General features: G+C 70.7%; 24 protein-coding genes. 7 read left to right on the top strand and 17 right to left on the bottom strand.

Annotated features, from left to right (window positions below):
• The first annotated feature begins 51 nt into the window (after positions 1-51).
• A complete protein-coding gene (locus OG787_RS22960) occupies positions 52-2643 on the top strand; it encodes a hypothetical protein (RefSeq protein WP_405536232.1) in 2592 nt (863 codons plus the stop codon).
• Here OG787_RS22960 and OG787_RS22955 read toward each other — a convergent pair.
• Together OG787_RS22955 and OG787_RS22950 are read right to left on the bottom strand one after the other, a co-directional pair.
• Positions 2633-3139: a hypothetical protein gene (locus OG787_RS22955; protein ID WP_405536231.1), complete on the bottom strand. Its 507-nt coding sequence runs from the start codon at positions 3137-3139 to the stop codon at positions 2633-2635. The two genes, OG787_RS22960 and OG787_RS22955, sit on opposite strands and share 11 nt — an antisense overlap.
• A 1-nt stretch (position 3140) precedes the next feature.
• Positions 3141-3578, bottom strand: a complete 438-nt coding sequence (locus tag OG787_RS22950; RefSeq protein WP_369030164.1) for a hypothetical protein — start codon at positions 3576-3578, stop codon at positions 3141-3143.
• A gap of 150 nt (positions 3579-3728) precedes the next feature.
• On the opposite strand from OG787_RS22950, the gene OG787_RS22945 reads away from it, so the two are divergent.
• The 3 genes from OG787_RS22945 to OG787_RS22935 are packed head-to-tail and all read left to right on the top strand — an operon-like array spanning position 3729 to position 9413.
• Positions 3729-5108, top strand: coding sequence for a hypothetical protein (locus OG787_RS22945; protein WP_405536230.1), 1380 nt, complete (start codon positions 3729-3731; stop codon positions 5106-5108).
• Positions 5108-6451 (top strand): hypothetical protein, encoded by a 1344-nt coding sequence (locus tag OG787_RS22940; RefSeq protein WP_405536229.1) that lies wholly within the window; start codon positions 5108-5110, stop codon positions 6449-6451. The genes OG787_RS22945 and OG787_RS22940 overlap by 1 nt, the downstream gene beginning before the upstream one ends.
• A gap of 16 nt (positions 6452-6467) precedes the next feature.
• A complete protein-coding gene (locus OG787_RS22935) occupies positions 6468-9413 on the top strand; it encodes a CHAT domain-containing tetratricopeptide repeat protein (RefSeq protein WP_405536228.1) in 2946 nt (981 codons plus the stop codon).
• Between the two features lie 339 nt (positions 9414-9752).
• On the opposite strand, the gene OG787_RS22930 is transcribed toward OG787_RS22935, so the two are convergent.
• Positions 9753-10121, bottom strand: a complete 369-nt coding sequence (locus OG787_RS22930; RefSeq protein WP_405536227.1) for a hypothetical protein — start codon at positions 10119-10121, stop codon at positions 9753-9755.
• A 789-nt stretch (positions 10122-10910) separates the two neighbouring features.
• On the opposite strand from OG787_RS22930, the gene OG787_RS22925 reads away from it, so the two are divergent.
• On the top strand, positions 10911-11663 hold the full coding sequence (locus OG787_RS22925) for a phosphotransferase family protein (protein WP_369030169.1): 753 nt from the start codon (positions 10911-10913) through the stop codon (positions 11661-11663).
• 58 nt (positions 11664-11721) lie between these two features.
• Here OG787_RS22925 and OG787_RS22920 read toward each other — a convergent pair whose 3' ends face one another.
• Together OG787_RS22920 and OG787_RS22915 are read right to left on the bottom strand one after the other, a co-directional pair.
• Positions 11722-12105, bottom strand: a complete 384-nt coding sequence (locus tag OG787_RS22920) for a hypothetical protein (protein WP_369030170.1) — start codon at positions 12103-12105, stop codon at positions 11722-11724.
• Positions 12102-12302 carry a hypothetical protein gene (locus tag OG787_RS22915; RefSeq protein WP_369030171.1) on the bottom strand — a complete coding sequence of 67 codons (201 nt, stop codon included), beginning with the start codon at positions 12300-12302 and terminating at the stop codon, positions 12102-12104. Before OG787_RS22915 ends, OG787_RS22920 begins: the two co-directional genes overlap by 4 nt.
• 576 nt (positions 12303-12878) lie before the next feature.
• On the opposite strand from OG787_RS22915, the gene OG787_RS22910 reads away from it, so the two are divergent.
• Both OG787_RS22910 and OG787_RS22905 read left to right on the top strand, forming a co-directional pair.
• A complete protein-coding gene (locus tag OG787_RS22910; RefSeq protein WP_369030172.1) occupies positions 12879-13766 on the top strand; it encodes a helix-turn-helix domain-containing protein in 888 nt (295 codons plus the stop codon).
• Positions 13753-13944, top strand: coding sequence for a DUF397 domain-containing protein (locus OG787_RS22905; protein WP_369030173.1), 192 nt, complete (start codon positions 13753-13755; stop codon positions 13942-13944). Before OG787_RS22910 ends, OG787_RS22905 begins: the two co-directional genes overlap by 14 nt.
• 135 nt (positions 13945-14079) lie before the next feature.
• On the opposite strand, the gene OG787_RS22900 is transcribed toward OG787_RS22905, so the two are convergent.
• From OG787_RS22900 to OG787_RS22845, 12 genes are all read right to left on the bottom strand, one after another.
• A complete protein-coding gene (locus tag OG787_RS22900) occupies positions 14080-15126 on the bottom strand; it encodes a Rieske 2Fe-2S domain-containing protein (protein ID WP_405536226.1) in 1047 nt (348 codons plus the stop codon).
• 118 nt (positions 15127-15244) lie between these two features.
• The gene (gene fabG, locus OG787_RS22895; RefSeq protein WP_369030329.1) at positions 15245-15967 is read right to left on the bottom strand and encodes a 3-oxoacyl-ACP reductase FabG; all 723 of its coding nucleotides are present in this window, start codon (positions 15965-15967) and stop codon (positions 15245-15247) included.
• Between the two features lie 65 nt (positions 15968-16032).
• On the bottom strand, positions 16033-17637 hold the full coding sequence (locus OG787_RS22890; protein WP_405536225.1) for an MFS transporter: 1605 nt from the start codon (positions 17635-17637) through the stop codon (positions 16033-16035).
• Positions 17625-19079 carry an adenylosuccinate lyase family protein gene (locus OG787_RS22885; protein ID WP_405536224.1) on the bottom strand — a complete coding sequence of 485 codons (1455 nt, stop codon included), beginning with the start codon at positions 19077-19079 and terminating at the stop codon, positions 17625-17627. The genes OG787_RS22890 and OG787_RS22885 overlap by 13 nt, the downstream gene beginning before the upstream one ends.
• A gap of 5 nt (positions 19080-19084) precedes the next feature.
• A complete protein-coding gene (locus OG787_RS22880; RefSeq protein WP_405536223.1) occupies positions 19085-21061 on the bottom strand; it encodes an FAD/NAD(P)-binding protein in 1977 nt (658 codons plus the stop codon).
• Positions 21058-21987, bottom strand: coding sequence for an NAD-dependent epimerase/dehydratase family protein (locus OG787_RS22875; protein WP_405536222.1), 930 nt, complete (start codon positions 21985-21987; stop codon positions 21058-21060). The genes OG787_RS22880 and OG787_RS22875 overlap by 4 nt, the downstream gene beginning before the upstream one ends.
• A 5-nt stretch (positions 21988-21992) precedes the next feature.
• Entirely contained in the window at positions 21993-22562 is a 570-nt protein-coding gene (locus OG787_RS22870; protein ID WP_369030179.1) for a hypothetical protein, read from the bottom strand.
• Positions 22559-24268: an AMP-binding protein gene (locus tag OG787_RS22865; protein WP_369030180.1), complete on the bottom strand. Its 1710-nt coding sequence runs from the start codon at positions 24266-24268 to the stop codon at positions 22559-22561. Before OG787_RS22865 ends, OG787_RS22870 begins: the two co-directional genes overlap by 4 nt.
• Positions 24255-24998, bottom strand: coding sequence for a hypothetical protein (locus OG787_RS22860; protein ID WP_405536221.1), 744 nt, complete (start codon positions 24996-24998; stop codon positions 24255-24257). Before OG787_RS22860 ends, OG787_RS22865 begins: the two co-directional genes overlap by 14 nt.
• Positions 24995-26275, bottom strand: a complete 1281-nt coding sequence (locus OG787_RS22855) for a beta-ketoacyl-[acyl-carrier-protein] synthase family protein (RefSeq protein WP_405536220.1) — start codon at positions 26273-26275, stop codon at positions 24995-24997. Before OG787_RS22855 ends, OG787_RS22860 begins: the two co-directional genes overlap by 4 nt.
• On the bottom strand, positions 26265-26555 hold the full coding sequence (locus OG787_RS22850; RefSeq protein ID WP_369030183.1) for an acyl carrier protein: 291 nt from the start codon (positions 26553-26555) through the stop codon (positions 26265-26267). The genes OG787_RS22855 and OG787_RS22850 overlap by 11 nt, the downstream gene beginning before the upstream one ends.
• Positions 26552-26836 (bottom strand): acyl carrier protein, encoded by a 285-nt coding sequence (locus tag OG787_RS22845; protein WP_369030184.1) that lies wholly within the window; start codon positions 26834-26836, stop codon positions 26552-26554. Before OG787_RS22845 ends, OG787_RS22850 begins: the two co-directional genes overlap by 4 nt.
• Between the last annotated feature and the right edge of the window lie 40 nt (positions 26837-26876).

Below are 26876 nucleotides of genomic sequence, written 5' to 3'. Positions count from 1 at the left end.
CCTGCTTGTTCGCCCTTTCCGCTCTTCCTTTTTCTCCGTTCCAGGAGCTTCATGCGCCGCCCCAGAAAGGCCTCGCTCGCCCTCGCGACGTCGATATCGATCGTCGCGGCGCTGACCACCGCCGGTGTCGGACTCGCCGGTCTCACCGGCTCCGCCGCCTGGGCCGACAGCACGGCCGCGCTGCCGCTGGCCACGTACGCGCACATGCTGGTCGACACCGCTCACCAGCACATCTTCTTCAGCCAGGGCGCGGGCTCGACGGACATCGTGGTGACCGATCTGTCCGGCACCCCGGTCACCACCATCGCCGGTGAACAGGGCGCCACGGGCCTGGCCCTGTCGGCCGACGGCAGCACGCTGTACGCGGCCCTGACGGACGGCGACGCCCTGTCCGCGATCGACACGGCGACGCTGAGCGAGACGACCCGCGTCCCGACCGGGACGGACAGCGCCCCGGTCTCGGTCGCGGTGGCGGGCGGCAAGGTCTGGTACGGCTACACGGACGCGGCGGCGGGTGGCAAGGGTGCCATCGGTTCGGTGGACCCGGCAGCGGCGGAACCGGCGGCAACTCCCCAGCCCACGATGGACAGTTGGTCGGTGGCGCCGGTGCTCGCCGCCGGCGGCGAGGTCCTCGCGGCCGAGGTACCCATGGGCAACCTCAGCCATGTCGCCACCTTCGACGTCTCCTCCGGTACGGCGACGGCCAAGGCGAACCTGGGGGTCTACGGCGGTACGGCGACGGGCCTCCAAGTCACCGGCGACGGTGCCCGGTTGCTGCTTGCCGCGCCTCAGTCGGCCGCCCTCCAGGCCTACCGCACAGCTGACCTAGCCTCCGCCAGCCCCTCCGTCTACTACACCGGCGGCGTCGACTCCGCCCCGAACTCCCTGGCCGTCGACACCGACGGGACGATCGCCGTCGGCTCCACGGCGGGCTCGGCGGCGGGTCTGTATCTGTACGCCGGTTCCCAACTCGCCGAGAACCACGTCACGTTCCCCTCCGGCACCCTGGCCCCGGACGGTCTGGAGTGGGGCGGCGACGGCACGACGCTGTACGCGGTCACGAAGGACTCGGCGGGCGCCTACACCCTCGACGTGCTTGCCGAGCCGAAGCTCGCCGACACCGAACTCGCCCTGAATTACCCGCAGTACGCGGTCCCGACGCAGCAGTTCACCGTCACGGGAACCCTGAGCACGAAGGGCTGGACACCGACGGGCGAGAGCCTGAAGGTGACCCGTGACGGCGAGGAACTCCCTGACGTCACGGCCACGTTGGACAAGAACGGCTCGTTCGCCGTCACGGACACCCGCCCGGACGCGGGTGCCTACACGTACGAGGTGACGTACCCGGGCGACGCGACGCACCGCCCGTCGACGGCCTCGCTGACGGTGCACGTGGCGAAACTGTCGACGACGATCCCGTTCCCGGACATGACGTCGGCGACGCCGGACTCGGTGGCGTTCACGGGCTCGCTGACGACCTCCCTGAACCTGGGCAGCCTCCCGCAGGGCACGACGGTCCAGGTCTCCCGGACGAACGAGGACACACAGGAGACCGTGCAGCTCCCGTCGGTCCAGGTCGACCCGGCGACAACGGAGTTCAAGGTCACGGACGCTCCGGCCGCCGCGGGCAGGTTCACCTACCACCTCTCCTACGCGGGCGACGCGACACACGAGCCGACCTCCTCGGACGCGACCGTCCAGGTCTCCCCGTACACCCCGGCCCTGACCCTCAAGGCGCCCGCGACGGCGACGCGGGGCGCGGCGCTGAGCTTCACCGGCACGCTGACCGACGCGCCCTACGCGAGCGGCGAGACGGTGACCGTGACGCGCACGGACGCCGGACACACCACAACTCCGGTGCGGTGGACGAGCGTTGTGGGTGCGGGCGGCACGGTGACGGTCAAGGACACCCCGAGCATCGGCGGCGCCAACACCTACACGGTCAGCTATCCGGGGGACGCCTCGCACCAGGCGGCGACCGCTTCGGCCATCGTCCAGGTGTCGCGGGTCGCGACAACGGTCTCCGTGGCGACGAACGCGTCCACTTACACGTACGGCGCGACGGGCACGGTCACGGCGCACCTGGGGACGACGTACAACAGCCGTACGGTGTCGATCTGGGCGACACCGGCGGGCGGCACGAAGACGCTGGTCAAGACGGGGGCCGTGGACAGCAAGGGCAATCTGACGGCGACGTACAGGCTGACCCACAACACGACGTTCACGGCGTCCTTCGCGGGCGACTACCGGTATGCCCCGAAGTCGGCGACGCGGACGGTGAACGGCCAGGTGCGGGTCGCGACGACGCTGGGCGGCTACTACGGGAACGTGACGTACAACGGCACGCCGTACCGCGTCTACCACCACACCGTGAAGCCGCAGGTGGTCGCCACGGTGACACCGGACAAGTCCGGCCAGTGCGCCAAGTTCCAGGCCCAGGAGTACTACGGCGGCGCCTGGCACACGCTCACCACTTCACCCTGCTTCTCCATGGCCCCGGGCAGCGTGGGCGTCACGCACCTGAGCCTGACCAACGCGGTCAACCAGAGGTTCCGGGTGCGGGCGGAGTACGTGCGCAGCGCCAAGGACACGACGAACGTGAGCACTTGGGGCGGGTGGCTGTATCTGACGGTCAGGAACTGATTCCGTCTATGCGGAACAGATTGCGGGCCGGGTCGACGACGGCGGTGAGTCGTACGCCCACCCGCAGACCGGAGTGCAGGGAGTGCTTCCAGGTCGTCTCGAACGTCGGGAATCCCGGTCCGCTGATGCGCAGAGCCGCCACGACACCGGCGTCGTCGGCGTCCTCCCACGGGGTGAGGTCGGTGATCTCCGCCGTCGCCCTCACCCCGAAGGCGTCGAGCCGCCGGTTGTTCTCCCGCTCGGTGCTGGTGTAGGCCCAGAAGGCGAAGCCGAGGGGCGTGCAGAGCACGGTGCAGAGGATGCCTCCGAGGAGGATGCCGGCATCGGCGAGGAAGGTGCAGGCCAGCATGACCGGTCCGCACAGGCCCATCATCGCGGAGGAGAAGTAGAGGAGCAGGGCACCGAGCGGGCCGATCCGGTCGACCCGGGTCGGCCCGGAGCCATCTGCTCCGCCGGCTCCCTCTGCCCCGTCCGTGCCGTCCGCGCGGTCCGTCATCTCAGGCTTCCGGCCTGTCCGTCGCCACGCCGTCACCGGCGTAGAGATAGGCACCGGGGCGGGCGGGGTCGGCGATCAGGAGCACCTGGTCGCCCGTACGCGGGATCCGCAGCTTGGAGACGATGGTCTGGAGGGCGATCCGGTCGGCGGCGCCGGGCAGTTGGAGGACCAGGTCGACGACGGGGTCGTAGTTGATCAGCTTGCCGGTGTCGCCGATCGACACGACGACGGCCGGTACGGTCGGCACCCCTGCCGCGAGCAACTGCTGAACATCGAGGCCCGAGTTGTAGGCGCCTATCGACTGCTGCACCCTGGCGAAGTCCTCCTTGCCGAGGAAGGCGCGTGTGGTCCGGCCGTAGAAACCCTTGCCGCTCGCCACCTTGCCCGCGATCTCGGCGGCCTTCTCCTCACGGCTCTTGCGGCGCCCGAAGATTCCCATGACTTGTTCCCCTCTCGATTCCCTCATCCGACGATGACGAGGTGGACGCTAGGCGGGCCGCGACGCCTACCGATCCCAGGTTTCGGCCGTCTGTCCGCACCGTCTCCCCTCGCCGTGACCGCCCGTTTTTCCTCGGCGTACGCTCCTCGCATGCCGTCCTCCAGCCAGCAGCCGACCGGTGAGCGCCGACCGCGCGCCCTGGTCATCGACCATGCCTGGCGCGGCCTCGGACCCGGCCTTGAACCGCTGAGCGGCCCCGGCGGGGCACCGCTGACCCGGACGGTCAAGCTGATCCTGCTGCCGCTGGTCGTCAGACCGGCACTGCGTCCCGAACTCGCGGCGGACTTCCTCGACCCGGCGCAGGCCGCACGCCTCGACGGGCTGATCCGGGAGTCGGGCGCGCGTCTCGCGGCGACGGCACAGTGGTTCACGCTGCTGAAGAAGGCGCGGCGAGCGCTGGGCATCGTCGCGGGCAACCCCCAGGACCTGTACTTCCAGCGGTGCTTCGAGCTGGCCACGGAGTTCGGGGCGCCTTCGCTCGATGGGGACGCGACAGCGAGGGCTGTCGTCGAGGAGGTGGCGGACACACCCGGCGGACGTACGGTGGACGCGCTCAAGGACCATCTGGCCGACGCCGCACGGCGGTTCCGGCTCGACGGCGAGCTGGCCGCCGCCTGGGAGCGCCGGCCCCCGGCCACCGCCGACGCGGCCTCGATCGCGGCGATCACCGCACGGGCCGCCGAGGCTCTGGACACATGCGGTGCGCCGGGCGCGACGCGCACCTCACCGTCGTACACCGCCATGGTCGAGGCGGGCCACGGCGGCCTGTTCGGCCGGGCCCTGTGGACGTACACGAGCGGAGTGTGGGGCCACGACGACCTGCCGGCCCACCTCGGGCTGACCGGGCTTCGGACACCGCCACGGCCCGAGGTCGGCCGGGGCGCCTCGACGGCGACCCTGCCCGCACCGCTGGACCGCACGCTCTTCGAGCGCCTGTTCGTCGTCCTCCAGTCGTCCGCCCACCGCGAGGAGCTGCCGACCGTGCCGGAACTCCTCGCACGGGAGACCGGCCGCAGCTGCGCCCCGCTCGGCCTGTACGACGAGAGCCTGCGCGTCGCCGTCGTCCTCGGCGGCCGGCTCGCGGCGGGCCTCGACCCGCTGGGCACCGGGGAATCGGGCGGGGGGACGGCGGCGCACCGGGCCGTCAACAGCCGCTGGCAACGCGAGGCATCGGTGCTGCGCGCCCGCCGGATGACCGTCTCGCCGCACCCCGACCCGGACGGCGGCGTCCTGGACGCCCTCGCCCAGGATCTCCGTACCCCGTGGGCCGCCTACATGCGACGCCTCTGGGTACGGCTGCACGGCCGCGACGTCCGCGACGCACCCCTGCCGGACCTCGCGTCGGCCTGGTCGGTGCTCGACGGGGTCGCCCGCTCCGTGATGATGGACCACCGGGCTCGCGTCCGCTCGGCGCTGCGCGTCCTGTCGACGGGCAGCCATGCGTCGGCGGCCGGGGCGAGGAGCGCGTGATGGCGGGGGCGGGCGCGGGGGCGGGCGTTGACGTGCGGGTCTCGCGGGGCGAGGACGGGACGGTCCGGATCGCCGTGGACGGCGAAGTGACCGCCGTTGACGGTGAAGTGGCCGCGGTTGACGGTGAAGTGGCCGCCGAGGAACCGGACTTCACCCGGGCGGTCCTCGATGTGGCGGGCGCGGTCCTGACCTGGCCGGTCCTCGGTACTCCTGGGCTTCTGCCGTCGGCGGAGATCCACGATCCGGGGCGGGCCCAACAGTGGCTGTGGGCGCTCTACGGTGAGCGGATCGCCGCCGCTGTCCACGACCGTACGACGGAGGATACGACCGGGGAGTCGACCGGTGTACGGGTGACAGCGCACCCGACCGCCCTCGCGGGCAGCGCCGCCCGGCTCGCCCTGGGCCACTGGGCGGCCCGGTGGTGGCCGGCGTCGTACCCGGACGAGATACCCGCGCTCGAACCGGACCTGCTGGGGCTGGAGTTGGCGGCGCTCACCCACCACTGCCAGCAACTGTTCGACGGCGAGGGCGATTTCGGTGACGATCAGCCGGACGACTGCGCGGCGGAGCTGATCGCGGAGCACGAGGCGGCCCTCGACCCCCTCCTCCAGTGGTGGCGAGACACACCCCAACAGGCGGATACGGCAAGCCACTTGGAGGGCGTCCTACGCCTGATCGACGACGCGGCGGACACCGCCGGACTGGACGGGCCAGCCCTGCGCGACCTCCGTTCGGCCCTGGACGGGCGAGGCCCGACCGGTCCGTGGGCCGACCTCGGCGCACTGTTCGCCCGCCCCGGCGGCTACGCCCTGGCGGCGGGCGAACCACTGGGCACCGGCGGCCGGTTGATCGCCCGGGGCCAGGGGACCAACGACTGGCGCCGCTACCCGCCCGGCTTCGTCGACGCCGCCGAGAACGCCGTGACCTGGACCGCCCGCGCAGTCGGCGCACGGCGACGGATCGAGGTCGAGGTCGTCGCCCACAGCACGGCGCCGACCACCGGCGCACCCCTGGTCGCGGAGGTCCACGTCGACGGCGGCGACCCGCACCGCGTGCCCCTCACCAGGCGGGACGACCTGTGGACGGGCCGCCGCGAGCTGGCCCCGGACCTGCTGGCCGGGATACCGGCACCGATTATCGAGGTCGGCGTCCTGCTGCCGGGCTTCGACCCGGCAACTGGCACGCCGGGCGACCGCGCAGCGCGTGAAGCCGTACGGGCCCTCGTCCGGCGCCGACTGACCACAGCGACGGAACCCACGACACACGACGGTTCGCCGCACGACACACCCTCGGCACCGTTCCTCGCCGAGACCGCGGCAGCAGCCACCGACGAGGACTACTGACGAGGACGACTGACGTATGCCGAACGAGGAGATCTCGCAGGGCGAGCAGGACACGACCGCGGGTGTCATGCAGCTGTACGGGGAGCCGCTCGACAGCGCCTTCGCCCTGGCCGAGGAGCACCAGCTGGCGGGCGACCTGTCGGCCGCGTGCGCCGTCTACGACGAGTTGCTCACGTTCGCGGAGTCCATCGAGGACTCGCCCGACGTACGTTTCCTGCGCGCCCACCTGCTCTCCAACCTCGCGAGCGTCCGGCTCACCGCCACGGACCTGGCCGGAGCCGAGGACGCGGTGGAGCGCGCCCGCACCCTGCTGGACGGCATCGCGTCGGCGCCGATGGGCCCGCGCGGCCGTCAACTCTGGCTGGAGATGCTGCTGAGGACGCTGATCGCCGGCTGCGACCTGATGCGCAGAACCGGACGCCTGGACGAGGCGCTGGCGTGTCTCGACGAAGCGGCGGCCAGACTGCCCGAGTTCGACGACCCCGAGGGACTGCGTGCGTCCGAACTGGCCCTGAACCGGGTGCTGTTGCTGATGGACAGGGGCGAGTGGGGCCCGGCGGAGGACCACGCGACGGCGCTGCTGTCCACCTTCCAGACAACCGAGGCAGCGGAACTGGAGACAGTCCCACGCCTGTTGACCGCCCTGGCCATGATCTGCTCCTCGACCGGCCGCTTCGACGAGGCCGAGGACCACCTGGCCCGCGCGGAGGAGCGCTACCGGGCGCTGGGGGACATCGGTGAGCAGCGGTCGATGCTCGCGTACCGGGCATGGATCGCGATGGACCGAGGCGAACACGCCCTGGCGGAACGGCTGTTCGCGGAGGCGTCCGCGTACTTCGAGCAGCAGCAACTGCACGGCGACCTGGCGACCTGCGAACAGGCCCGCGCATATCTCGCAGGCCGACGAGGCGACATGACCGGCGCGGTCGACCTGACGACGGCGAGCCTGGCCCGGTTCGAGGAACTGGGCGCCTCACTCGCGGCCGCGGACACGATGCTGCTGGGCGCCCAACACGCGTACGCCCGTGGCGACATCGAGGAGATGAAGCGCCTGGCCCAGACAGCTCGTGACGTCTACCAGGAGCGGGAGGTGTACGAGCGTTGCGCACAGGTCGACCTCATGCTGGCGACCACGCTCGAGGACAACCTGAACCGGACGGACCACGGCGCCCACGAGAGACGTTCGATCGACAACGCCCTCTCCCTGGCCCTCCCCGCCGCCCTCACCCTCCAGGCGGCCCGCTACGACTTCGCCACCGCCCACGCACGCGCCCAATGGCTCCAACTGGCGGACGAGGGCATGGAGTTGGCGTTCCGCCTGGCAGTGCGCCGTCAGGACCAGGGCCTGCTCTTCGAACTGGTGGAACACCGCAGCGCGGGCGCACCCCTGTCCCTGGACCCCGCCCCGCGCCCGCCGACGAGAGCCGAGGACGGTACGAGGCTCTTCCCGAACGCGGCGATGAAGGCGGAGGGGGCGTACGAGCGGGCGGACGGCCCGACGACGCTCGGAGGAGTGGCGGCGGAGGCAGCGGCCTCGGCAGGCCTGCGCGTGGCACCGCCCCCGAAGGTACGGATGGCGGCCCAGGGCCCCGGCCGGGTCGCACTCCAGGAGTACATCGAGTCGGCCGAGTTCCGCTATCACCGCCGGATCGTGAACGACGAAGAGGTCCCCTTCTGGATCACCGACGACCTGACGAGCCGCCCGGTGGTCCAGGTCCGACTGGCCGACGCCGGCGACCTGTTCATGACCTGGACCTGGGCGGGCGGCGCGAAGGGTTTCGGCACGGGTTGGGCTCCTGCCGACGAAGTCGACCGGGCGGTAGGGGAGTTGGCGGGGGCGCTGCCGACGTCGGGCGAGGGAGCGGCGGGGATGCGCCGGGCGTTCGAGACGAGCCCGCTGACGAACCAAGCCACGGAGCACGACCTGGCCAGGCTGCTGGCGGAGGTGCTGTGGCCTGAGGGCCTGACGGCACAGATACGCCAGGTGTCGGCACGAGCGGGCCGCCCCCTGATCCGGATCCAGCCGTCGCCACGGGTCGCCCAGGTCCCCTGGGAGCTACTGGCGGTAGAAGACGGGACAGACATCCGACTCCTGGACCTGGCGGACGTGGTGACGACGGCACCGACGTCACTGAGAAGGCAGACGACCCCCGAAGACGAAGAAGACAAGTCCGCGCCCCCCTCCGAAACAGTCGTCCTGGTCCTGGACCCCAGGGTCCCCGGATTCCGTGCGGACTCCCCGCTCGGCTCGGTCCTGGGCCCGCCAGGCTCGGACCCGGAACTGCTGGCCCTGGTCCAGAACCACCTGGACGCGGGTACGGCCGTCCCGTCCGTCGCCACCCCGGCGGAGGCGTTCCGCCGCACGGACCTGGACAGGGACTGGCTGAGCGACGTACTCCGCAAGGGCGCCCGCAGACTTCTCTACGTAGGCCATGTGAGCGGCGCGCCGACAGCCGGCGGCCAGAGCGAGGACGGCACGCTCCACCTGTCCTGCGGTCCACACACCACAGGCCTGACCGACCCGATCCGCACCCACCGCCCACTGTCGGCCAAGGACCTCCTGCTGGGCACCCTGCCCCTGCGCCCGGACGGCGAACCGGGCTCCCGTATCTGGCCCGCCCCACCCCGGGTGGCCCTGATCGGCTGCGAGAGCGCCGCCGACCTCCGCTTCACGGAACCGTTCGGCCTGGCCACGGCCATGCTCCACAACGGCGCCGACCTGGTGACGGCAACCCGCTGGACCCTCCCCACAAGCTTCGCGTACCACCACCTGGCTGACGTCCCGGAGTCGGTACGCCCGCTGTCGGAGGCAATACGCGCGATAGACAGCGCCCACGAACACCCCGACCCGGTAGGCAACTTGGCGGGCTGGCAGCGTGAACAGCTGGACCACTGGCGGTCGGAGGGCAGGACCGAACACTCGCCGCTGCTGTGGGCGGCGATGACGTGCATCGTCGTATGACCGCTGAACGTCCGGACTGAACACCGGCGACGACTCCGGAAGCGAAGCGGTACCCAGGGAGGCCGCACGTGCGAATTGCCCTGGCCCACTCGGCCCGGGCGGTGATCACACGACCGACCTGCGACAACACCGCAGAGGAGGGTTGTCGTGGCCGCGGCTACCGTCGCGGTGTCCGCCGCGTGCGCGTCGTCGTCGGACGACGGGGACGGCCAGGCGTCGCCGGCAGATCAGGAAGCTGATCAAGGGGTCCTGAGATCCAGTACGGAAAACGGCCGGGCGCAGACGCCACCGAACGACGGCAGCCCCGCCCCGCCTCGCCTCGCCTCGCCCCGCAACAGTTCAGCCGGCGCCGGCCCGACTCTGGTTCGCCGCCCGGGTCCTGGGAAGGCTGTCGGTGATGATCTGTGCGCAGTCGGCGAGAAGGTTCTTCAGACGATTCAGTTGGTCGGAGAGTCGGTCGTACTCATCAATGTCTGCGGGTGTCCATGGGTCCTCGGCGGCTTCCATCTCGGAGGCACGTGATCCGGCCATGACGGCTCGGATCACTTCCTGAGTGGCGCTCCGCAGGCGGTCTGCGGCCTCGCCGGGTGTGCGGTCGAGGAGAACGTCGAGTTCGTCCGGCTCGGGCAGGGCCGGAATGCCGTGTTCGAGCCAGAAGTCTCCCCAGAGGCGGCGTCGTCGCGCCTCCGGATCGGCACTGTCCACCACGTTGATACCGCCCGCGTCGTCCTGCTGGACGAACAGTCTCCGGCGCGGGCCGCCAGGTCGGCGGTCATTGCTACGAGGTCATCGTTGTCGCCGGATACGGAATCCGGCCGAGGGGCACCCAGGAAGGTGCCCAACTCCACAAGCTGACGCATCTGTTCGTCCGCACGAGGCAGGACCGACATCTCTTCGTCGGTCATCAGGGTGTCTAGCGCGGCCGCACCCATGCGGGCGTGAGGCAGCGGCGTTCCGTGGACGGCGGAATTCCAGGCAGCCAGGGACGTGTCCAGCCACCAGCAGACGAACTCGCGCGCGGCGTCACGGTGCGCCTTGGCGCAGCGGACGGCCAGATCCAGACGGACCGTCAGCAGCACGGTTTCAGCGTCGTACCTGGAACTCTGCCTCTTGTCAGCGTGTTGCCGAATACCGGCCTCGCTGAGCGCCTCCAACTCCTCCATGCGCCGTTCTTCGGCTTCGCACTCCCGGAGCAGAACGGCCGAACTGTCGGCCATGGCCGACAGAGCTTTGTCGACCCTCTTCTCCGGAAAGCAATCGATGACCACCCATGTCACAACTCCCGCACGGAGAAGAGAGAAAAGGAAGGCGGGGCACGGAACCCGACTTGTGGATGGTGCTGCGGTGCTAGTAACTCCTGACAAACGTGGTGGGCTTGACCTGGTCAGAGGCCGGTGTCGTGCACGAGACCGCCGGGCAGCGGGACACGGTCAGCCGCGTGATCGCACACGATAAACCCGGCGACGTCGGCGATCGACCCCGGGATACTGGTCGCCTATGGATGAGGTCGAAGTCGTCGTCGCCCATTCCGAGCGCGTGACTCTGCGCGTCGGTGACGTGTTCCTGAAGGTGGACGCCGATCAGGCGCGTCTCGACGCCGAGGTCGAGGCGATGTCCCTCACGCCGGTCCCAACCCCGGAGGTCCTGTGGCGCAAGCCGTCCGCGCTCGCGCTCGCCGCACTCCCGGGGACGACGCTCGGGCGCCTCGGCGGGCCGTCGACCGGATCGCCGGCGGCGTGGGCCGCAGCGGGCGCCGCCATCCGGAAGCTGCACGAAGCACCCCTGCCACCCCGACCTGGCCAGGCCGGCCGGAGCATCGCCGCGCTGACGGCGGAACTCGACCACGAGTGCGGCTCGCTCGTGACGAACGGCCTCCTGCCCGCCGACCTGGTCACCCGCAACCGCCAGGTCGCCGAGGCCGCGCTCCGGCCGTGGACTCCGGCGTTCACACACGGCGACCTGCAGATCGCGCACGTCTTCGTCGACGGCGACGAGGTCACCGGCATCATCGACTGGTCCGAGGCGGGCCAGGGCGATGCCCTGTACGACCTCGCCACCTTCACGCTCGGACACGAGGAACACCTCGAAGACGTCGTCACCGGCTACGGCACCGACATCTACATCGACCTCGACGTGATCCACGCGTGGTGGTCGTTACGAGGCCTGCTGAGCGTTCGCTGGCTGACCGAGCACGGCTTCGACCCCTTCGCGCCGGGTTGTGAGGTCGACGTTCTGAGATCCCGGATGTGAGACGGCCGCCCGACTGGAGCACGGGCCGCATCGCACGCGCAGCCAACTAACCCTGAAATCATGGCAGTTCATTGACCACGTCCGTCACCGCCGGGCGATGGCAGGCGCAGGTGCACACGAGGTAGCGGACTCCGGGTACGCCGGTGTCGCGGGGTTCGGAGTCGCGGCACTCGGCGTGCTGACCCAGGACACAGCGGGGCGAACGGAAGGGGGCTTCCGGTGTCCAGGTCGCCGACTCGTGGGTCATCGCGTGGCCCCTCTCCCCGCCGAGGTCCGCACCGCCGACGAGCGGAATCACGTACCAGCGTGCGCCCTTGGCGTCCTGGTGGTCGCCCTCGTGCCTCTTGGGGAGGACGCACGAGCCGGTCTCGCTGAGGATCGGCGCACGGTAGAAGAGCGAGGCGCGGACCGTCCCGCAGGTGTCGGTGGAGTGAGTGGTCATCCGGCACCTCCGTCGTACGTGCGGCGGTAGGTGCCCCACAGCTCTTGTCCGGTCTCGCACCCGTCCAGTGCCCTGCGGGCGGGCTTGCAGCCGGTGCACTTACGGGCATGCTCGAACCACAGCCGGTAGGCACGCAACATGGGCAACTCGGCCTGCCGTACGGCCGCTTGGACCCTCGCATCCCTCCGGCCGGTCATCGGGCCCCCACCGCACTCAGCTCGGCGTGGACAACAAGGTCAGTGAAGGCGGGGAGGTAGGGCCGGGACAGTCGGGACGCCGAACCGTCCAGAGGCGCCCGGTCGGTGCTGTACGGCGACCGGCGTGCAGTGGGCACTCGTACCGCCGAACCGGCAAGGTCACTGGCGTTCGCACTGGTCATGACGGTTGGTGCCGTCGTCGGAGTTTTCCGGCGGACGCCGGTCGGTGGGATCAGGCGGGTGAGGCCCCAGAGAACCAGGGCCACCCCAACCCAGTGCAGCGCGGCAGCGCTACGCTCGGCCATGTTCATCAACTCCTATGCAGTTGCTGGGCCATGCCCCCGGACGTTCGCCGCGTCGCGGGGGTCTTTGCGGTCTCGATGCCGTACACGGACCACTACACACCGTGTCGGCAGCCTCAGCATGCTCTCTGAAGTACTCAACTTGCAAGACTTCATTTTGAGTAATTCAGTAAGCGATATTCGAACTCATGACTCTCATTGTGAAGCGAGCACAGCGATGCTTTCATTTCGGGTATTGAGAGTGCTTCATACTGAGAGAAGGGAAGGGGTGGCGATGGCCGAGGGACCGACGGGCTCGACCGTTCCGCGCCGGCAGTTGGGGAGGTACCTCCGGGATCTCCGCAACCAGGCACGTCTCACCGTCCGTGCCGCAGCGCGGAAGCTGGAGTGGTCCGAGGCGAAGATGTGGCGGATCGAGACAGGCCAGACCTCCCTGCGGAGTCTGGACGTCGAGGCCATGTGCAAGGTCTACGGAGCGCCCGACAATCTGCGCGATGCCCTGATGGGGCTCGCCAAGGAGACCAAGGCGCGCGGTTGGTGGCATGCCTACGGGGATGTGATCCCCGACGGGTTCGATCTCTTCATCGGGCTGGAAGAGGCCGCGTGTGACGTCGACTGGTACGAGAGCGAGCTGATCCCCGGACTCCTCCAGACTGCGGACTACGCGCGCACGGTCATGGGTGCTGACAACCCGGCCGAGGACGACGAGGAGATCGAACGGCGGGTGAACCTTCGTACCGCCCGACAGGTGCTTCTCACTCGGGCGACCGAACCGACGCGGTTGAACGTCGCCCTGAACGAAGCGGTGTTGAGGCGCCCCGTAGGTGGAACCACCGTCATGGCGGGACAACTCCGCCATCTGTTGAAGGTCGGCGAGTACCCCAACGTCACCATCAAGGTGGTTCCGTTCGATGCGGGACTCCACCTGGGGGTCATGTCGGGCCCGTTCGGCATCCTGCGGTTCCCCCTCAACGGGGAAGGCAGTCCGACCGAGCCACCCACGGTGTACGCGGACGGCTACACCGGAGACCTGTACCTGGACAAGGCGAGCGAAGTGGCGCGCTACGAGGCTGCCTTCGACAACATCTGGAACACAGCGCTCGACGACCAGGCGTCAAGAGACCTGATCTCTGAAGTGGTAGGGAGTTATGAAAAGAATTGATCTGTCGGACGCGATATGGATCAAGTCCAGCCGCAGCAACGGACAGTCGGCCTGTGTGGAAGTCGCCTTCCTCGGCACCAGCACCGTGCCGATTCGCGACAGCAAGAACCTCCACGGGCCGATCCTGGTTGCTTCCGAAGCAGCGTGGGGCGCCTTTGTGGAACACATCAAGCACTGACCGCAGAGCAGGAGAAGAGCACCCCTAACCGCACGGTCGGGGGTGCTCCCCTGCCGGAGACGTCAGGAGCATCGACGGGCACGGGCTCGCTTTCCGTCGCTAGCACCTAGTGCTGAGTGAGCAGGTCAGGGGCGATCAAGTCCCGCCTCCTCGCGTACCCGTCCGGACCGGCTGACCCGGCACCGCATTCGTCCCACCCGACGGATAGAACTGCCCGTACCACCGCCGCAGCGCCCTGATCCCCTTCTCGTGCGGAAGCAGCACAGGACGGGCCTGGTGGATCTTGTGGTCCCAGATCCGGAGTTCCTCGCGCACCTCTCCCAGGGCCTCCGCGCGGAAGACGAGCTTGAGCGCAGGTGTGAGGAAGGGGAGGCGGGCCGGTTTGCGGAGGTGGTACAGCATGCGGAGTTCGCTCGTGCTGTCGTCGATCGGGGTCGTCAGGGCGACCGCGGTCACCGACAGGACGGGGCCGTGGACGCGGACCACCATCACGCCCGGGCCGTACATGAACGCGTCGAAGGTGTTGTCGATGTCCCAGGCGAGGACGCGCCGGGAGATCCGGCCGCGGGCCTCGGCGTACGGGCCGTCCTCCCGCCACTCCTGTACGGGGGGCTCGCTCTGTCCGTGGATGAAGTGGAAGTGGGACTCGTCGACGATGTTCTCGCGCATCTCCTGGACGTGGATGCGCGCCCGGCAGGTGTCGTCGATCGGCGCGGCGAAGTCCCGGGACCGCGTCTCGGGGATCTCCGGCACCTCCCACGCAGGCTCGCCCGGTCCGGCGTACACGAAGACGAGTCCACTGTGTTCGCGGACCGGGAAGCCGCCGAGGGACACCTTGGGGGTGCGGGTGGCGAACGGCGCCTCCACGCACTTGCCGTCCGCGCCGAACCGCCAGCCGTGGAACGGACACACCACCGTCCCGTCCACGACCTTCCCGCCGGCGCCCAGATGCGCGCCGTAGTGCGGACAGTGCGCGTCCCGCACGGTCGCCCGCCCGTCGGCCCCCCGGAAGGCGATGAGCGCCCGCCCGAAGTAGTGCAGGCTGACGACCTTGCCGGAACGCAACTCGCCACTGCGGAGCACGGCGTACCACCCGTACGGAACGATCGGCATCGGATACTCGTCGGCCCGGGGGTCGCGCGGGAGGGCCGCGACCGTGTCATGACTCCGCCATAAGCGCATGTGCCGATGCTAGGGCGTGGGGCGGGTGGGGCTGTAGAGGGTCGTGAGGTCGATCTCGTGGCCGGTGCAGATGGCCGCGCTCGGCGAACTCGGCGCCCACCTCGCACCTCGTACCCCCTCAATGCCCCAACCCCGCACCCCCGTCCACCGGAATCACCGCCCCCCGCACATACCCGGCCCCCGCCCCCGCCACGAACGTCACCGCGTCCGCGATCTCGTCCGGGTGGCCGAGGCGGCCCGCCGGGGTCTGGCGGAGGAGGTCGCGGCGCTGGTCGGGGGTGAGGGCGGCGCTCATGTCTGTTTCCGTGAGGCCGGGGGAGACGACGTTGCAGGTGATGTCCCGTGGGCCCAGTTCGCGGGTGAGGGAGCGGGCGAAGCCGATCAACCCCGCTTTCGCCGCCGCGTAGTTGGTCTGGCCGGCCGAGCCGTGCAGGGCTGCCGTCGAGGAGATCAGGACGATACGGCCGTGGCCCTCGCGGAGCATTCCGCGTACCGCGCGCTGGGTGACCCGGAAGGCGCCGGTGAGGTTGGTGTCGATGACCGAGGCGAAGTCGTCCTCCGTCATCCGGACCAGCAGACGGTCGTTCGAGGTGCCCGCGTTGGCGATCAGGACCGTCACCGGGCCGTGTGCCGCCTCGGCCTCCTCGAAGGCCTGATCCACCTGCTGACTGTCCGTCACATCGCAGCGTACGGACAGGAATCCCTCCGACGCCGGCGGCTTCCCCTCCCGGTACGTCACCGTGACCCGGTCGCCCGCCATCGCGAAACGGCGGGCTATCGCCAGCCCGATCCCCCTGTTCCCGCCGGTGACGAAGACCGACCGGGGCGTCGCCTGCGCCATCATGGCCTCGCTCTCCAAGTTCCTCTCCTCCACCCTCTGTTCCTCCTTCTCCTGGGTTGCGTCCGCTACGCGGAGTCCACCTTCGACGGGACGGCGGCCTGCGGTTCCGGCGGCCGTGTCCGCAGGCCCACCACCGACACCGCGAAGCCGATCAGGGCCAGGGCGGCGATGGAGAGGGTGGCCGCGTACATCGCGTCGAGGAAGGCCCGGTCGGCCGTCGTCGCCAGTTCCGGCAGGTGGAGGGAGTCGGCCAGGGAGCGGGCCGCCTCCGCGGACGTGCGGGCCTGCTCTGCGGCGGGGGCGGGCAACTCTCTTACCCCAGCAGGTAGTTCGGAGGTGTCCGACATCCTCGCCCGGTACACCCCCGACAGGATCGAACCCGCCATCGCCACCCCCAGCGTCCCGCCCACCTGACGCGTGACGCTGTTGACCGCCGACGCCGCGCCCGCCAGTTGCGGCGGCACCCCGCTCATCATCACGGCCGTGACCGGCGTACCGACCAGGCCCATGCCGAAGCCCTGCACCCACAGCAGCGTGGCGATGAACCAGATCGGGGTTCCGCCGTCCAGCCAGGCGTACGCGATGTACGTGACAGCCGTGGCCAGGACCCCAGCCGCCACCGTCCAACGGGCCGTGAGCCGGCGGCTCATCGCCGGGGACGCCTGGCTGCCCAGCACTATGCCGATCGCGGCGGCGATCATCACCGTCCCGGCGTCGGCGGGGGAGAGGCCGCGCGGGCCCTGGAGGTAGAAGGCCGCGTAGAAGAGGTGCCCGGCCAGGGCCATGAACGCGATCAGCAGCACGACGCTGCCCGCCGCGAACCCGGGCTGCCGGAACAGCCGTACGTCCAGACTGGGGGCCGGTGACTTGCGCTGACCCGCCACGAACGCGGTCAGCAACGCGCCGCCCAGGAGGAGGGGGAGGAGGACGTGAGGGCCGTACCAGGTCCGGCCGTTGCCCAACTCGATGATCCCGTAGACGACTCCGCCGAGGCCTACGACCGACAACGCCAGGCCGGGGAGGTCCAGCTGGCGGCGCCTCGGACTCTTCAACTCCGGTACGACCGCTGCCACTCCGGCCATGCACAGCGCCACGATCGGCACGTTCACGAGGAACACCGAGCCCCACCAGAAGTTGCTGAGCAGCGCCCCGCCGACCACCGGGCCCACGGCCACGCCCAGTCCGCTGGACGAACTCCAGATCGCGATCGCCCGCGTACGTTTCTCCTCCGGGGTGCTCTGCACGATCACCGACAGCGTCGCCGGCATGAGCAGTGCGCTGCCCGCGCCCATCACGGCCCGCGCCACGATCAGCCAGCCGGGGGAGGAGACGAACGCACCTGCTCCCGAGGCCGCGCCGAACAGTGCCAGGCCCGCCAGGAGCGTGGTCCGGGGGCCGAAACGGTCGGCCAGCGCGCCGCCCGCGAAGAGGGCGCCCGCGAAGACGAGGGTGTACGCGCTCGCCACCCACTCCAACTCGGCAGGGGACGCGCCCAGTCCGTCGGCCGGGTCGGCCAGGGTGGTGACGGCGACGTTGAGGACCGAGGTGTCCAGCCAGATCAGCATCTGCGCGCAGACCACGACCAGGAGGACCGGCCAGGACGACCGGGGCTTCCCCGCGCCGCTCGCACCACCCGTACTGCCCGTACCGCTCACTCTCACTTTGCCCATCGGACGACGCCTCCGTTGCCCTCGTATGCGCGTAGCGCTCGGTCGATCAGGGCGTCCGCCGCGCCCGTGTAGCGGGTCGGGTCGAGCAGGTCCGACAGGTGGGCTGGGGTGAGGTTCCCGGACAACTCCTCGTGCGTGGTCAGGAGTTCGGTCAGCGGGCGGCCCGTTTCCGCCGCCTCCGCCGAGGTCGTCGCGAGGAGCTTCTTCGCCTTCGCCTTGCCGAGTACCGGGGCCAGTGCCACCGCCAAGCGCTCGGTCACGACGGCTCCGCCCGTCAGGTGGAGGTTGGCCAGCATGCGGTCCGGGTGGACGATCAGCCCCTCCGCCAGCTCCACCGCCGTGTGCGCCGCGCCTCCCGCGAGGCGCAGTGCCTCCCGCAGCGGTTGCCATTCGGCATGCCACGCCCCGGCCGGGCGTTCGTCCTCGGCCAGCAGGCACTGCGCCAACACCAGGGCGTACGCCGGTACTTGGCGGGCCGCCGACACGATCAGCGTCGCGAGGGCCGGGTTGCGTTTCTGCGGCATCGCCGACGAGGCTCCGCGTCCTGCCGCCGCCGGTTCGGAGACCTCGCCGATCTCCGTACGGGACATGGTCTGCACGTCCAGCGCGAACTTGCCGAGCGCCCCGGTGACCAGCTGAAGCACCGCGCCCAGTTCGGCGATCGGCGTGCGTACGGTGTGCCAGGGGAGGGTCGGTTCGGCCAGGCCGAGGGCCTTCGCGAAGGGGGCCAGCAGCTCGACTCCGCCCGTACCCTCGGACGCTCTGCCCTCCCCGCCGTCGAGGGCCGCGTACTCGCGGTACGCCGCCAACGTGCCTGCCGCGCCGCCTAGTTGGGCCGGGAGTGTGCCTGCCACCGCCACAACTCGCGTACGGGCGTCCATGACCAGTTGGAGCCAGGTCGCCGCCTTCAGACCGAGGGTGGTGGGAACCGCGTGCTGGGCCAGGGTGCGGCCGGCCAGGACGGTGTGGCGGTGGGTGTCGGCGAGTGCGGCCAGGGCGGCGGCTGTGCGTTCGAGGTCGGTGGAGATCAGGGTGAGGACGCGGCGGGCGATCAGCATCGCCGCCGAGTCGAGGATGTCCTGGCTGGTCGAACCCCGGTGGACGTACTCGGCGGCGGCCGGATCCTTGGCGGCCACCGCTTCGGTGAGGGCGGGGACGAGGGCGACGACCGGATTGGCGGCGGCCCGCGCCCCGTGCGCCAGGGCGACCAGGTCGAGGCGGTCCGCCCGGGCCTCCGAGACGATGGCCGCCAGAGCGGCCGCCGGTGTCAGGCCCACCGCGAACTGGGCCTGGGCCAGGGCCACTTCCACGTCCAGCATGGCCTGGAGCCACGCCTCGTCGGTCACCTCGGCCGCCGTCGGCGTACCCGCCCAGGTGGGGGCGAGCAGCCCCGCGTCGGTGCCGACGGAGGACGCGGACACCTTCCTCCCGCTCATGCTCATCGGTTTCACCGACTCCCTGCGCCTGATGTCTGACCGATCACCAATTCGGGTGTGTGCGACGGCACTTCCGACTCCTCCAGTACCAGCCCCAGCACCGCCCGTGCGATCGCGTCCGAGTCCTCCAACGTCACCGAGCCCACGCCAGGTCTGATACCGACCGCCGTCACCCAGCGCACCCCCTCCGTCGGCACCCCGAAGGCGAACCGGCGCGGGTGCGGCCGTCCCGACGCGTCCAGCAGCCGGGGAGCACCGTCGGTCACCGCCATCCCGCCCGACTCGTACGACGCCTGGCCGCCCGGTCGGTACGGGACGCACCCGCCCTCCGCCAGCAGCCCCCGCACCAGCGGATCGGCACTGCGCCGCACGTCGATGTCCGGCAGCCGCGCCTCGACCAGCGCCCTCACCAGCACCGGCGCCTCCGACACCCCCTCCGCGTCCACGAGGAAACCGGCGTCGCCGACACCGGGAACACCGTTCGCCCTCCGTACCCGCACCCGCATCCCCGGCCCCACCACCTGCACCACCTCCGCCTCGATCAGCGCGATCAGCTGCTCGATCCGGAACGCGGGCGGGCCGATCGACGTGAACGCGTTCAACGGCGTGTACCAGCCGTCCAGTTCGGCCCGGTACGACGCACCGGAGACCCCGCCGTGGTCGACCACCAGCCGGACCTCGTTGCGCAGATCCCGCAGCGCGTCCAGCGCTGCCTTCAGCGGGCCGTTCACATTGCCGAGGCGGGCGGCGACGACATCCCGGCGCAGATGGCCGAGCAGCCACTCCCGGAAGTCGGCGCGGGAGGTGAAATGCCGGTCGCCGTACGGGCGTTCAATGCGCCGCCAGTCCCAGCGCTCGTCCGGCGGTACCTCGTACCGGTCGAGGAGGACCGGCTCGGGATCGCGGCCCGCGAAGCAGGACCGTACGAACTCCGCTGCCGCCCAGGGTCCTTGGGCGGCGCGGATCCACGCCTCGTAGTAGACGGTCCGTACCTCGCGGTCGATCAGTGGCCAGATGTCGGCGCGGAAGCCGACCGGGCGTCGCCGCAGTCCGGCGATGACCTCCGGGGTCAGGAAGCGCGGGTGGTGGCGGCCGAGCGCGCCCTTCTCGTTCTCGCCGCGCGCGTGGTACGGCACTCCGCGCCGCGAACCGGCGTACAGCACCGGCTCGTTGCCGCTCGGGATGTAGACGAGGCCCGCGCCCCGGTCGCCCTGTTTGAAGGTGCCGCCCCGGCCTTCGGTGAGCAGCGCGAGCTGGTCGAAGAAGTTCAGGCCGAGCCCGCGCAGGGCGACCGGGGCGCCCGGCTGGATATCGCTCAGATCGGCGTCGGCCGGGTTGGCGGGACCGACGTAGGCCAGACCGGTGTGCCCGGCGGCGAAGGAGCGCAGGTCCTGCTCCTCGGGAGCCGGGGTCGACTCACCGTGCCCCAGTGCCAGTACGACCGAATCCATCCCGGTCAGCCGCTCACGGTCCGCCAGGGTCACCGTCTGGCGCCCGTCCGGGGTGTCGGCCAGGGCGACGGCGGTCGAGCGGTGCGTGTGGACCGTGACCCGGTCGGGGGCCGTACGTAAGAGGTGTTGGAAGACCCACCTCAGGTAGTGGCCGTGGAAGGCGCGGGTCGGATAGGTGTCCGGTCCCAGTTGCCGCGCCTCCGCCAGGACCCGGGCCGGGTACGACCCGGGTCCCAGGGCGCGCGCCCACTCGTACAGGCTCGGGCCCGGTATCGACGGGCCCGCGCACGGCACGCTGTCGTCGGTGAACAGGGTGACCTGGGAGGCGACCGTGTTCATCAGCAGCTCGGGCGGCTGGTCGGTGCGCCACACCGCGCCCGGCCCCGGCGGGTACGGGTCGACGAGGTGGACCACGACCGGGCGGCCGGCCTGGTCCGCGTTGGCGCAGAGCCGCTCCAGGACCGAGAGCCCGCGCGGACCGGCGCCGATCACACACACGGTGAGAACCTCACCCGGACTGGGCGCGGGTTCGGTCATTCCTGGCCCAGCCCGTCGCGCCAGCTCGGCCGCACCGGCTTCCAGCCAAGTGCCGTACGGGCCAGGGCATTTGACGCCCCGGACGCCGAGGTCAACTGGTGGGCCATGAACCAGCCGAGCAACCGGGGTGCCATCGCCGCCGGAATCGTACGAGGGGGAGGGGCGCCCAGCGCGTCGGCGTAGTGGGGCAACCACTGGGCTGCGGGGGCCGGTTCGTCGTCCGTGATGTGGAAGGCGCCGGTGGCCTCCGACTCCACGGCCGCCACCGCCGCTCCCACGGCGTCCTCCACATGCAGGAACGAGGTGATCCCGGCCCCGCCCTCGGGCAGCGGCAACTTCCCCGCCAGCACTCGCTCAGCCGTCCCGCCGCCGGTACGGGCGTACGCGGTGCCGGGGCCGTACAGCGTCCCGTACCGCAGCACCAGCCCGCTCAACTCCGGCGAGCTGTCCAGAACTTGGGACTCCAGGTCGGTTACGGCCCGTACGGTGGCCGCCCAACCCGGGTCCGGGGCGTCCACGTACAGCGGCGCGCTCTCGTCGACGACCGTCTCCCCGGTCGGCGCGGCGGCGAAGGCGATGCTCTGTGCGACCAGCCGCCGGGCGCCGGCCGCGCGGGCCGCCGCGATCAGGTTGGCGGTGCCCTCGGTGCGCAACCGGGCGGTCCGCGCGAAGGCTTCGGGCGGGTCGTCGCGCAACAGCCGTAGCGCCGACAGCTGATGAACGACCACGTCGGGGTGTACGTCCGACACGGCGGCCAGCAGCGCGGCCCGGTCGAGGGCGTCGGCGACCACGAGCGCGTCCGCCTCGGGGGCGCGGGCCCGGGACTCCTCCCGTACCAGCGCGCCGACTTGGTGGCCGCGCGCCCGTAACGCGCCCACCAGCGGATGTCCGACCACGCCAGTGGCTCCGGCGACAAGTATCCGCACGGTGTTCAGTCCTCCGTACCGTCGTGAGTGGCGGGATGTGCGTGAGTGAGGGGGGTGCGTACGCGCATCAGCAGGCGGCACGCCTTGTCGCCGTCGCGCAGACAGGTCTCGGCGCGGTTCTCGGTCAGGGTGACGCCGAGGCCCTCGGACCAGCCCGCGTGGATGTCGGTGCACGGGCAGCGGTAGCCGTCCAGCGAACCTGCCATCCGCACCATGGTGATCGCGAAGTTCCGGCGCAGCGTGAGGACGATCAAGTCATCCTCTTCGACTTCCGTGGAGGCGTTGCGCAGTTCCGGCGGGAACATGCGGTCGCCGCAGTCGTCGTACCGGCGGCGGAGTTCCTCCAGGTCCTTGCGGGTGTCGCCGGTGTCGGGCAGCGGGCCGGCGAGACGGCCGACGCGTTGTCCGACGTGTGTCGCGACCTTGCGCAGGGCCTCGGCGTTCAGCTCGTTCGCGGCGTCCTGCCCGAACCGACTCGCCACCGCCTGGTACCAGTTGGCGTCGTGCTGCCACCAGAGCCGGTACGCCTCACCGGCCCGGGCACGGTGGTTGACGCCTTCGGTGCCCGCGTTCATCGGCGCTCCTCGGCGGCGGGGGCGGCAAGGGAGGTGGTGAAGCGGTCGCGCATGACCCGCTTGAGGACCTTGCCGGTGGCGCCCTTGGCGACGTCGTCGGGCTTCATGCGCAGGGCGCGGGTCATCGGGGGGAAGCCGGCGGCTTTGAGGGCCATGTTCACGCGCTCGGTCAACTCCCCGTCGCCGGGGCGCTCTTCATCTGCGCCCTCATCTTCATGGGAGAGCTGGAGCAGCGCGTACGCGTCCGCCACACCGTCGCCGTCCCAGTCCGCCCGTACGCCGTCCTCGGCGACCCCGACGACCGTGCAGTCGGCCAGCTCGGGCAGTTCGCGCAGCAGGAGTTCTTCGGTACGGGTGCTGAAGACGACGCCGGCGCGGGTGCGGATGGCGTCCGGGGCGCGGTCGAGGTGGTAGAAGTTGCCGTCCTCGTCCTGGTGGGCGAGGTCGCCGGTGAGCCAGTAGCCGCCGAGGCGCATACGGTTCCAGGTCACCGAGTCGTTCCAGTAACCGGGCGTGAGCGTCGGGGACTTGAGGCCGAGGCGGCCGATCTCGCCGGGCGGCAGCGGGGTGCCGTCCTCGGCGAGTACGGCGGCCTCCGCGAAGCTGATCGGCCGGCCGACGCAGCGCGAGTAGGCCGAGGTGTCCTTGGTGTGCCGGTTGTGGAAGACGGAGTAGCCGGCCTCGGAGGAGCCGAGCCCGTCCACGAAGACAGAGCCGTCCACCCGCACCCGCCGCAGATCCTTGCCGATGGTCTGGTGGCTGCCGTGCCGTACGAGGGCCCGGATGTGCGCCTCGTGCGCCGCGTCCCCGGTGTTGAACCACACCTGCACGCTGGACAGATCACGGTCCGTCAGATCCTCGGCGGCCATCTCGCCGAAGGTCCCGGCGAAGGCCAGCACGGTGGTGGGCCTGAACTCCTCGATGGCGTCCAGCACTTCGGTGCCGCGCTGGCTGGAGAGGAGTCTGATGTCGGTGCGCAGGAGCAGGCAGTACAGCAGCGTCGCCACCATCGCGTTGTGCGCGCCCGGCAGCCCGACCAGCGTCCGTTCCATGTCGGTGCCGGTGGAGTAGCGGAGGCGGTGCAACTGCGCGTACATCAGCGTCCGGTGGGTGTGCGGAACTCCCTTGGGCATACCGGTGGTTCCCGACGAGTGCGAGATGAGCACCGGGTCGGTGGGGTCGTGACGGTAGGGATAGGCGGACGGGAGCGAGGCGCGGTGCTCGGGGCGGATGTCGGCGGCGGTCACACAGAATCCGAGGCCAGAGGCCGATCCGGATGCCGACGCCAGCACGTCGTGATGCTCCCGGTCCGTGAACGCGCCCACGGCGCCCTGCCGGCGTACGTACTCCCGCGCGATGTCCGGCGGCAGGTTGCCGTTGACGAACGACGGGATCGCGCCGAGGGACGTCAGCGCGAGGAAGTTCACCGCGAACTCGGCGCTGGAGTAGGAGTGGAGGGCGACGGGGTCACGGGGCCGGACACCCTGGGCGGCGTACCAGCCGGCGTAGGTCTCGACGACCTCGCACAACTCCCCGAGGGTGAGCTGTGCGGGACAACTCCCGTCGGGGGCCCGCCAGGTGCCGTCCACGCGCAGGACGACCTCGTCGAGCGGGCGCTCGTACGCCGCGAGCCGCGCCAGGACGTTACCGGCGCCCAGTTCGGTGTCGGAGCAGATCCGGGCCCGCTCCTGCCTACTGATGAGCATGGGTATGGGACTCTCTCGTCTCGGTGTGGGTGGCGGCCAGCTCGAACAGGGTCTGGATGCTGCCGAGTCGACCGGTCGTCGTTGCGGTGGGCCGGACCGGAACCTGCGGTGCCCCGCTGTCTCCGGGCCGCCCGAGCAGCACGGCCGCCGCCAGTCCGGCGGAGGCGGGAAGGACCGGCACCGGACGCGCGCTGTACTCGGCGTACTCGGCGGCCAGTTCACGGTGCACGGCGGCCACGCGCTCGCCACCCCCCAGCTCCACACCGAGCACCAGCACCCGGTCCAGCTCCGGTTCCTCCAGCAACAGCTCGGCCATGGCGAGGAGTTCGGTCAGCGGGTCGGCGAGGGTGGAGAGGCTGAACATCTGGCCGGTGATCCCGAACTCCCGACTCATGTGCCCCAGCACGGAGTTGGCGGTGGCCTGCATGAACAGCAGCGGGTTGTGGACCCGCCCGGACACCATGCGCGAGCTGGCCAGATCGGCGGTGGTGGTGTCACCCGCCAGACTGACCAGCGCCACGGCGGTACGGTCCCCGTCTCCGTGGCACGCCGTCAGACATGTCGCGGCGACCTCGTACGCCAGCGGACTGAACGCCGACTCCACGAAGCCGGGCAGTTTCGGCAGCGCGATGTCGCCGTCCCGGCCGGTGCCGTGGGTGGCGGTGGCGGCTGCGAGGACGGAAAAGGCGGGGGAGGTGGGCAGGACCGCGGAGTCGGTCGTGGTCGTCATGGCCGCTCCAGGACGAGTGCGGTGTTGGCGCCCCCGAAGGCGGCGTTGATGGTGAGGGCGCGGCGAGGGTCGGCGGGGCGTGGCTTGTTCGGCACGTAGTCGAGGTCGCACTCCGGGTCGGGGGTGCCGTATCCGGCGGTCGGCGGGAGGACACCGTCCAGCAGGGCGAGCATCGTGATCACGAACTCCACGACGCCCGCGGCCTCCAGAAGGTGGCCGGTGGTGCTCTTGGTCGAGCTGACCGGTATCGACTCGGCGCGTTTCCCGAAGGCGGCACGCAGACCGCGCGTCTCGGCGCCGTCGTTGTACTTGGTGCCGGTGCCATGGGCGTTGATGTAGTCGAGGGACGCCCCGTCCGGATCCCCGGCCAGCCGCAACGCCTGCCGGGCGGCCCGTGCGAGGCCGGCACCCTCCGGGTGCGGCTGGGCGATGTGGTGGGCGTCGGTGGCGGCGCCCCACCCGACGACGGACGCGAGCGGCCGGGCCCCGCGCCGCCTGGCGTGCCCGGCGGACTCCAGCACGACGGCCGCGACCCCGTCGCCGAGCAGCAGCCCACTCCGCTCGGCACTGAACGGACGCACCATCCCGTCCCGCGACAACGCCCGCCCGGAGTCGAACTTCCCGAAGGTCTCCTCCTCGACGAGATACCCACCCGCACAGACGACGACATCGACCCGCCCGGACGAGATCAGCCGACACCCATGAATGAGGGCGGCGGCGGAGGCGACACAGGCATTGGTGAAGGTGAGCCGGGGGCCGTGCAGGCCGAGGCGGCTCGCGAGCAACTCGGCGAGCCGAGCAGGCACGGCGTCGGCGAGGTGGGAGGCGGTGTCCGCGCGGCTTCTGTCCGATTCCGCCGCGTGCAGCGCCCCGACAGGGGCGCGGGGAACTGCGCGACCAGCCACAACGGAGCCGCGCCCGACATACGACTCATCGCGCGCCCCAGAATCCCCGGCCCCCCGCCAATACCGGGTAACACTCCGATGATCCCCGGCAACCCCAAGCAGTACCGCAGCGTCGGCCCCCACCCCGAGCCCGGCCATGCTCAGGGCATCGTCTCCACACCGCCCGAGCGCATGCCGCAACGCCCACCCTTCCACCGCGCCGACACCGTCGGGCTCGGCAGCCGCGAACGCCGTACGATACGGCCCGGTATCGAACCGGGTCGTCGGCCGAAACGCCGGCACCCCCGCGAACACCCCGCGCCGCAAAGCATCCGCCCCCTCGCCGAAGGCACTCCGCACGCCATACCCGGTGACCGTCACTTCACGACTCACCCCGAACGCCCCCTTCCTGGGCGCCCCGCAGATACCCGGTGAGCCGCCGCAGCGAGGTCAGCCCGGCGATCTCCTCGTCACTGGGCTCGACAACCAGCCCGTACCGCTCCTCCACCACATGGAGCAGCCACACCAACCCCAGGGAGTCCAGGACGAGTTCGGCGTCCTCACCGAGATCGTCGGGCAGCCCCGGGAACACCTTCCGGTCGGACAGCAACTCCCGTACGGAGTCGATGGTGATGTCGGTGCCGGTGCCGGCGGCCCCCGTACTCGTGCTCATGCCTTCGCACCGCGTCGGACGACCTCGGCGACGAGCCCGCCGAGGGTCAGGGTGGCCAGGGGTTCGATGTCGGTGTCCGGGATCTCGACCCCGAACCGCGACTCCAGCCGCAGGGTGAGTTCGATCAGGCTCAGGGAGTCGACATCCAGCCCACCCACGGTCACCGGACTGTCGTCCGTGATGCCGTCACGGCTCATCAGGATGTTCATGTCGTCAATGACCGCGCCCAGAACAAACTCGCGGATCTCGTCTTCCAGGGTAGAGGTACTCATGGCCAACATCTCCAGAAAAAGGGGGAGTAAAGCGCCCCGATAGGGGCGC

It is taken from the genome of Streptomyces sp. NBC_00075, from assembly GCF_045041225.1.
GTDB classification, from domain to species: domain Bacteria; phylum Actinomycetota; class Actinomycetes; order Streptomycetales; family Streptomycetaceae; genus Streptomyces; species Streptomyces adonidis.
This window is presented reverse-complemented; position numbering and strand designations above follow the sequence as displayed.

Excerpts from the sequence above, each read along its gene's own strand:
- OG787_RS22960 (WP_405536232.1), top strand. The coding sequence starts at position 52 with ATGCGCCGCCCCAGAAAGGCCTCGCTCGCCCTCGCGACGTCGATATCG.
- OG787_RS22955 (WP_405536231.1), bottom strand. The coding sequence starts at position 3,139 with ATGACGGACCGCGCGGACGGCACGGACGGGGCAGAGGGAGCCGGCGGA.
- OG787_RS22950 (WP_369030164.1), bottom strand. The coding sequence starts at position 3,578 with ATGGGAATCTTCGGGCGCCGCAAGAGCCGTGAGGAGAAGGCCGCCGAG.
- OG787_RS22945 (WP_405536230.1), top strand. The coding sequence starts at position 3,729 with ATGCCGTCCTCCAGCCAGCAGCCGACCGGTGAGCGCCGACCGCGCGCC.
- OG787_RS22940 (WP_405536229.1), top strand. The coding sequence starts at position 5,108 with ATGGCGGGGGCGGGCGCGGGGGCGGGCGTTGACGTGCGGGTCTCGCGG.
- OG787_RS22935 (WP_405536228.1), top strand. The coding sequence starts at position 6,468 with ATGCCGAACGAGGAGATCTCGCAGGGCGAGCAGGACACGACCGCGGGT.
- OG787_RS22925 (WP_369030169.1), top strand. The coding sequence starts at position 10,911 with ATGGATGAGGTCGAAGTCGTCGTCGCCCATTCCGAGCGCGTGACTCTG.
- OG787_RS22920 (WP_369030170.1), bottom strand. The coding sequence starts at position 12,105 with ATGACCACTCACTCCACCGACACCTGCGGGACGGTCCGCGCCTCGCTC.
- OG787_RS22915 (WP_369030171.1), bottom strand. The coding sequence starts at position 12,302 with ATGACCGGCCGGAGGGATGCGAGGGTCCAAGCGGCCGTACGGCAGGCC.
- OG787_RS22910 (WP_369030172.1), top strand. The coding sequence starts at position 12,879 with ATGGCCGAGGGACCGACGGGCTCGACCGTTCCGCGCCGGCAGTTGGGG.
- OG787_RS22905 (WP_369030173.1), top strand. The coding sequence starts at position 13,753 with ATGAAAAGAATTGATCTGTCGGACGCGATATGGATCAAGTCCAGCCGC.
- OG787_RS22900 (WP_405536226.1), bottom strand. The coding sequence starts at position 15,126 with ATGCGCTTATGGCGGAGTCATGACACGGTCGCGGCCCTCCCGCGCGAC.
- fabG (WP_369030329.1), bottom strand. The coding sequence starts at position 15,967 with ATGGCGCAGGCGACGCCCCGGTCGGTCTTCGTCACCGGCGGGAACAGG.
- OG787_RS22890 (WP_405536225.1), bottom strand. The coding sequence starts at position 17,637 with ATGGGCAAAGTGAGAGTGAGCGGTACGGGCAGTACGGGTGGTGCGAGC.
- OG787_RS22885 (WP_405536224.1), bottom strand. The coding sequence starts at position 19,079 with ATGAGCATGAGCGGGAGGAAGGTGTCCGCGTCCTCCGTCGGCACCGAC.
- OG787_RS22880 (WP_405536223.1), bottom strand. The coding sequence starts at position 21,061 with ATGACCGAACCCGCGCCCAGTCCGGGTGAGGTTCTCACCGTGTGTGTG.
- OG787_RS22870 (WP_369030179.1), bottom strand. The coding sequence starts at position 22,562 with ATGAACGCGGGCACCGAAGGCGTCAACCACCGTGCCCGGGCCGGTGAG.
- OG787_RS22865 (WP_369030180.1), bottom strand. The coding sequence starts at position 24,268 with ATGCTCATCAGTAGGCAGGAGCGGGCCCGGATCTGCTCCGACACCGAA.
- OG787_RS22860 (WP_405536221.1), bottom strand. The coding sequence starts at position 24,998 with ATGACGACCACGACCGACTCCGCGGTCCTGCCCACCTCCCCCGCCTTT.
- OG787_RS22850 (WP_369030183.1), bottom strand. The coding sequence starts at position 26,555 with ATGAGCACGAGTACGGGGGCCGCCGGCACCGGCACCGACATCACCATC.
- OG787_RS22845 (WP_369030184.1), bottom strand. The coding sequence starts at position 26,836 with ATGTTGGCCATGAGTACCTCTACCCTGGAAGACGAGATCCGCGAGTTT.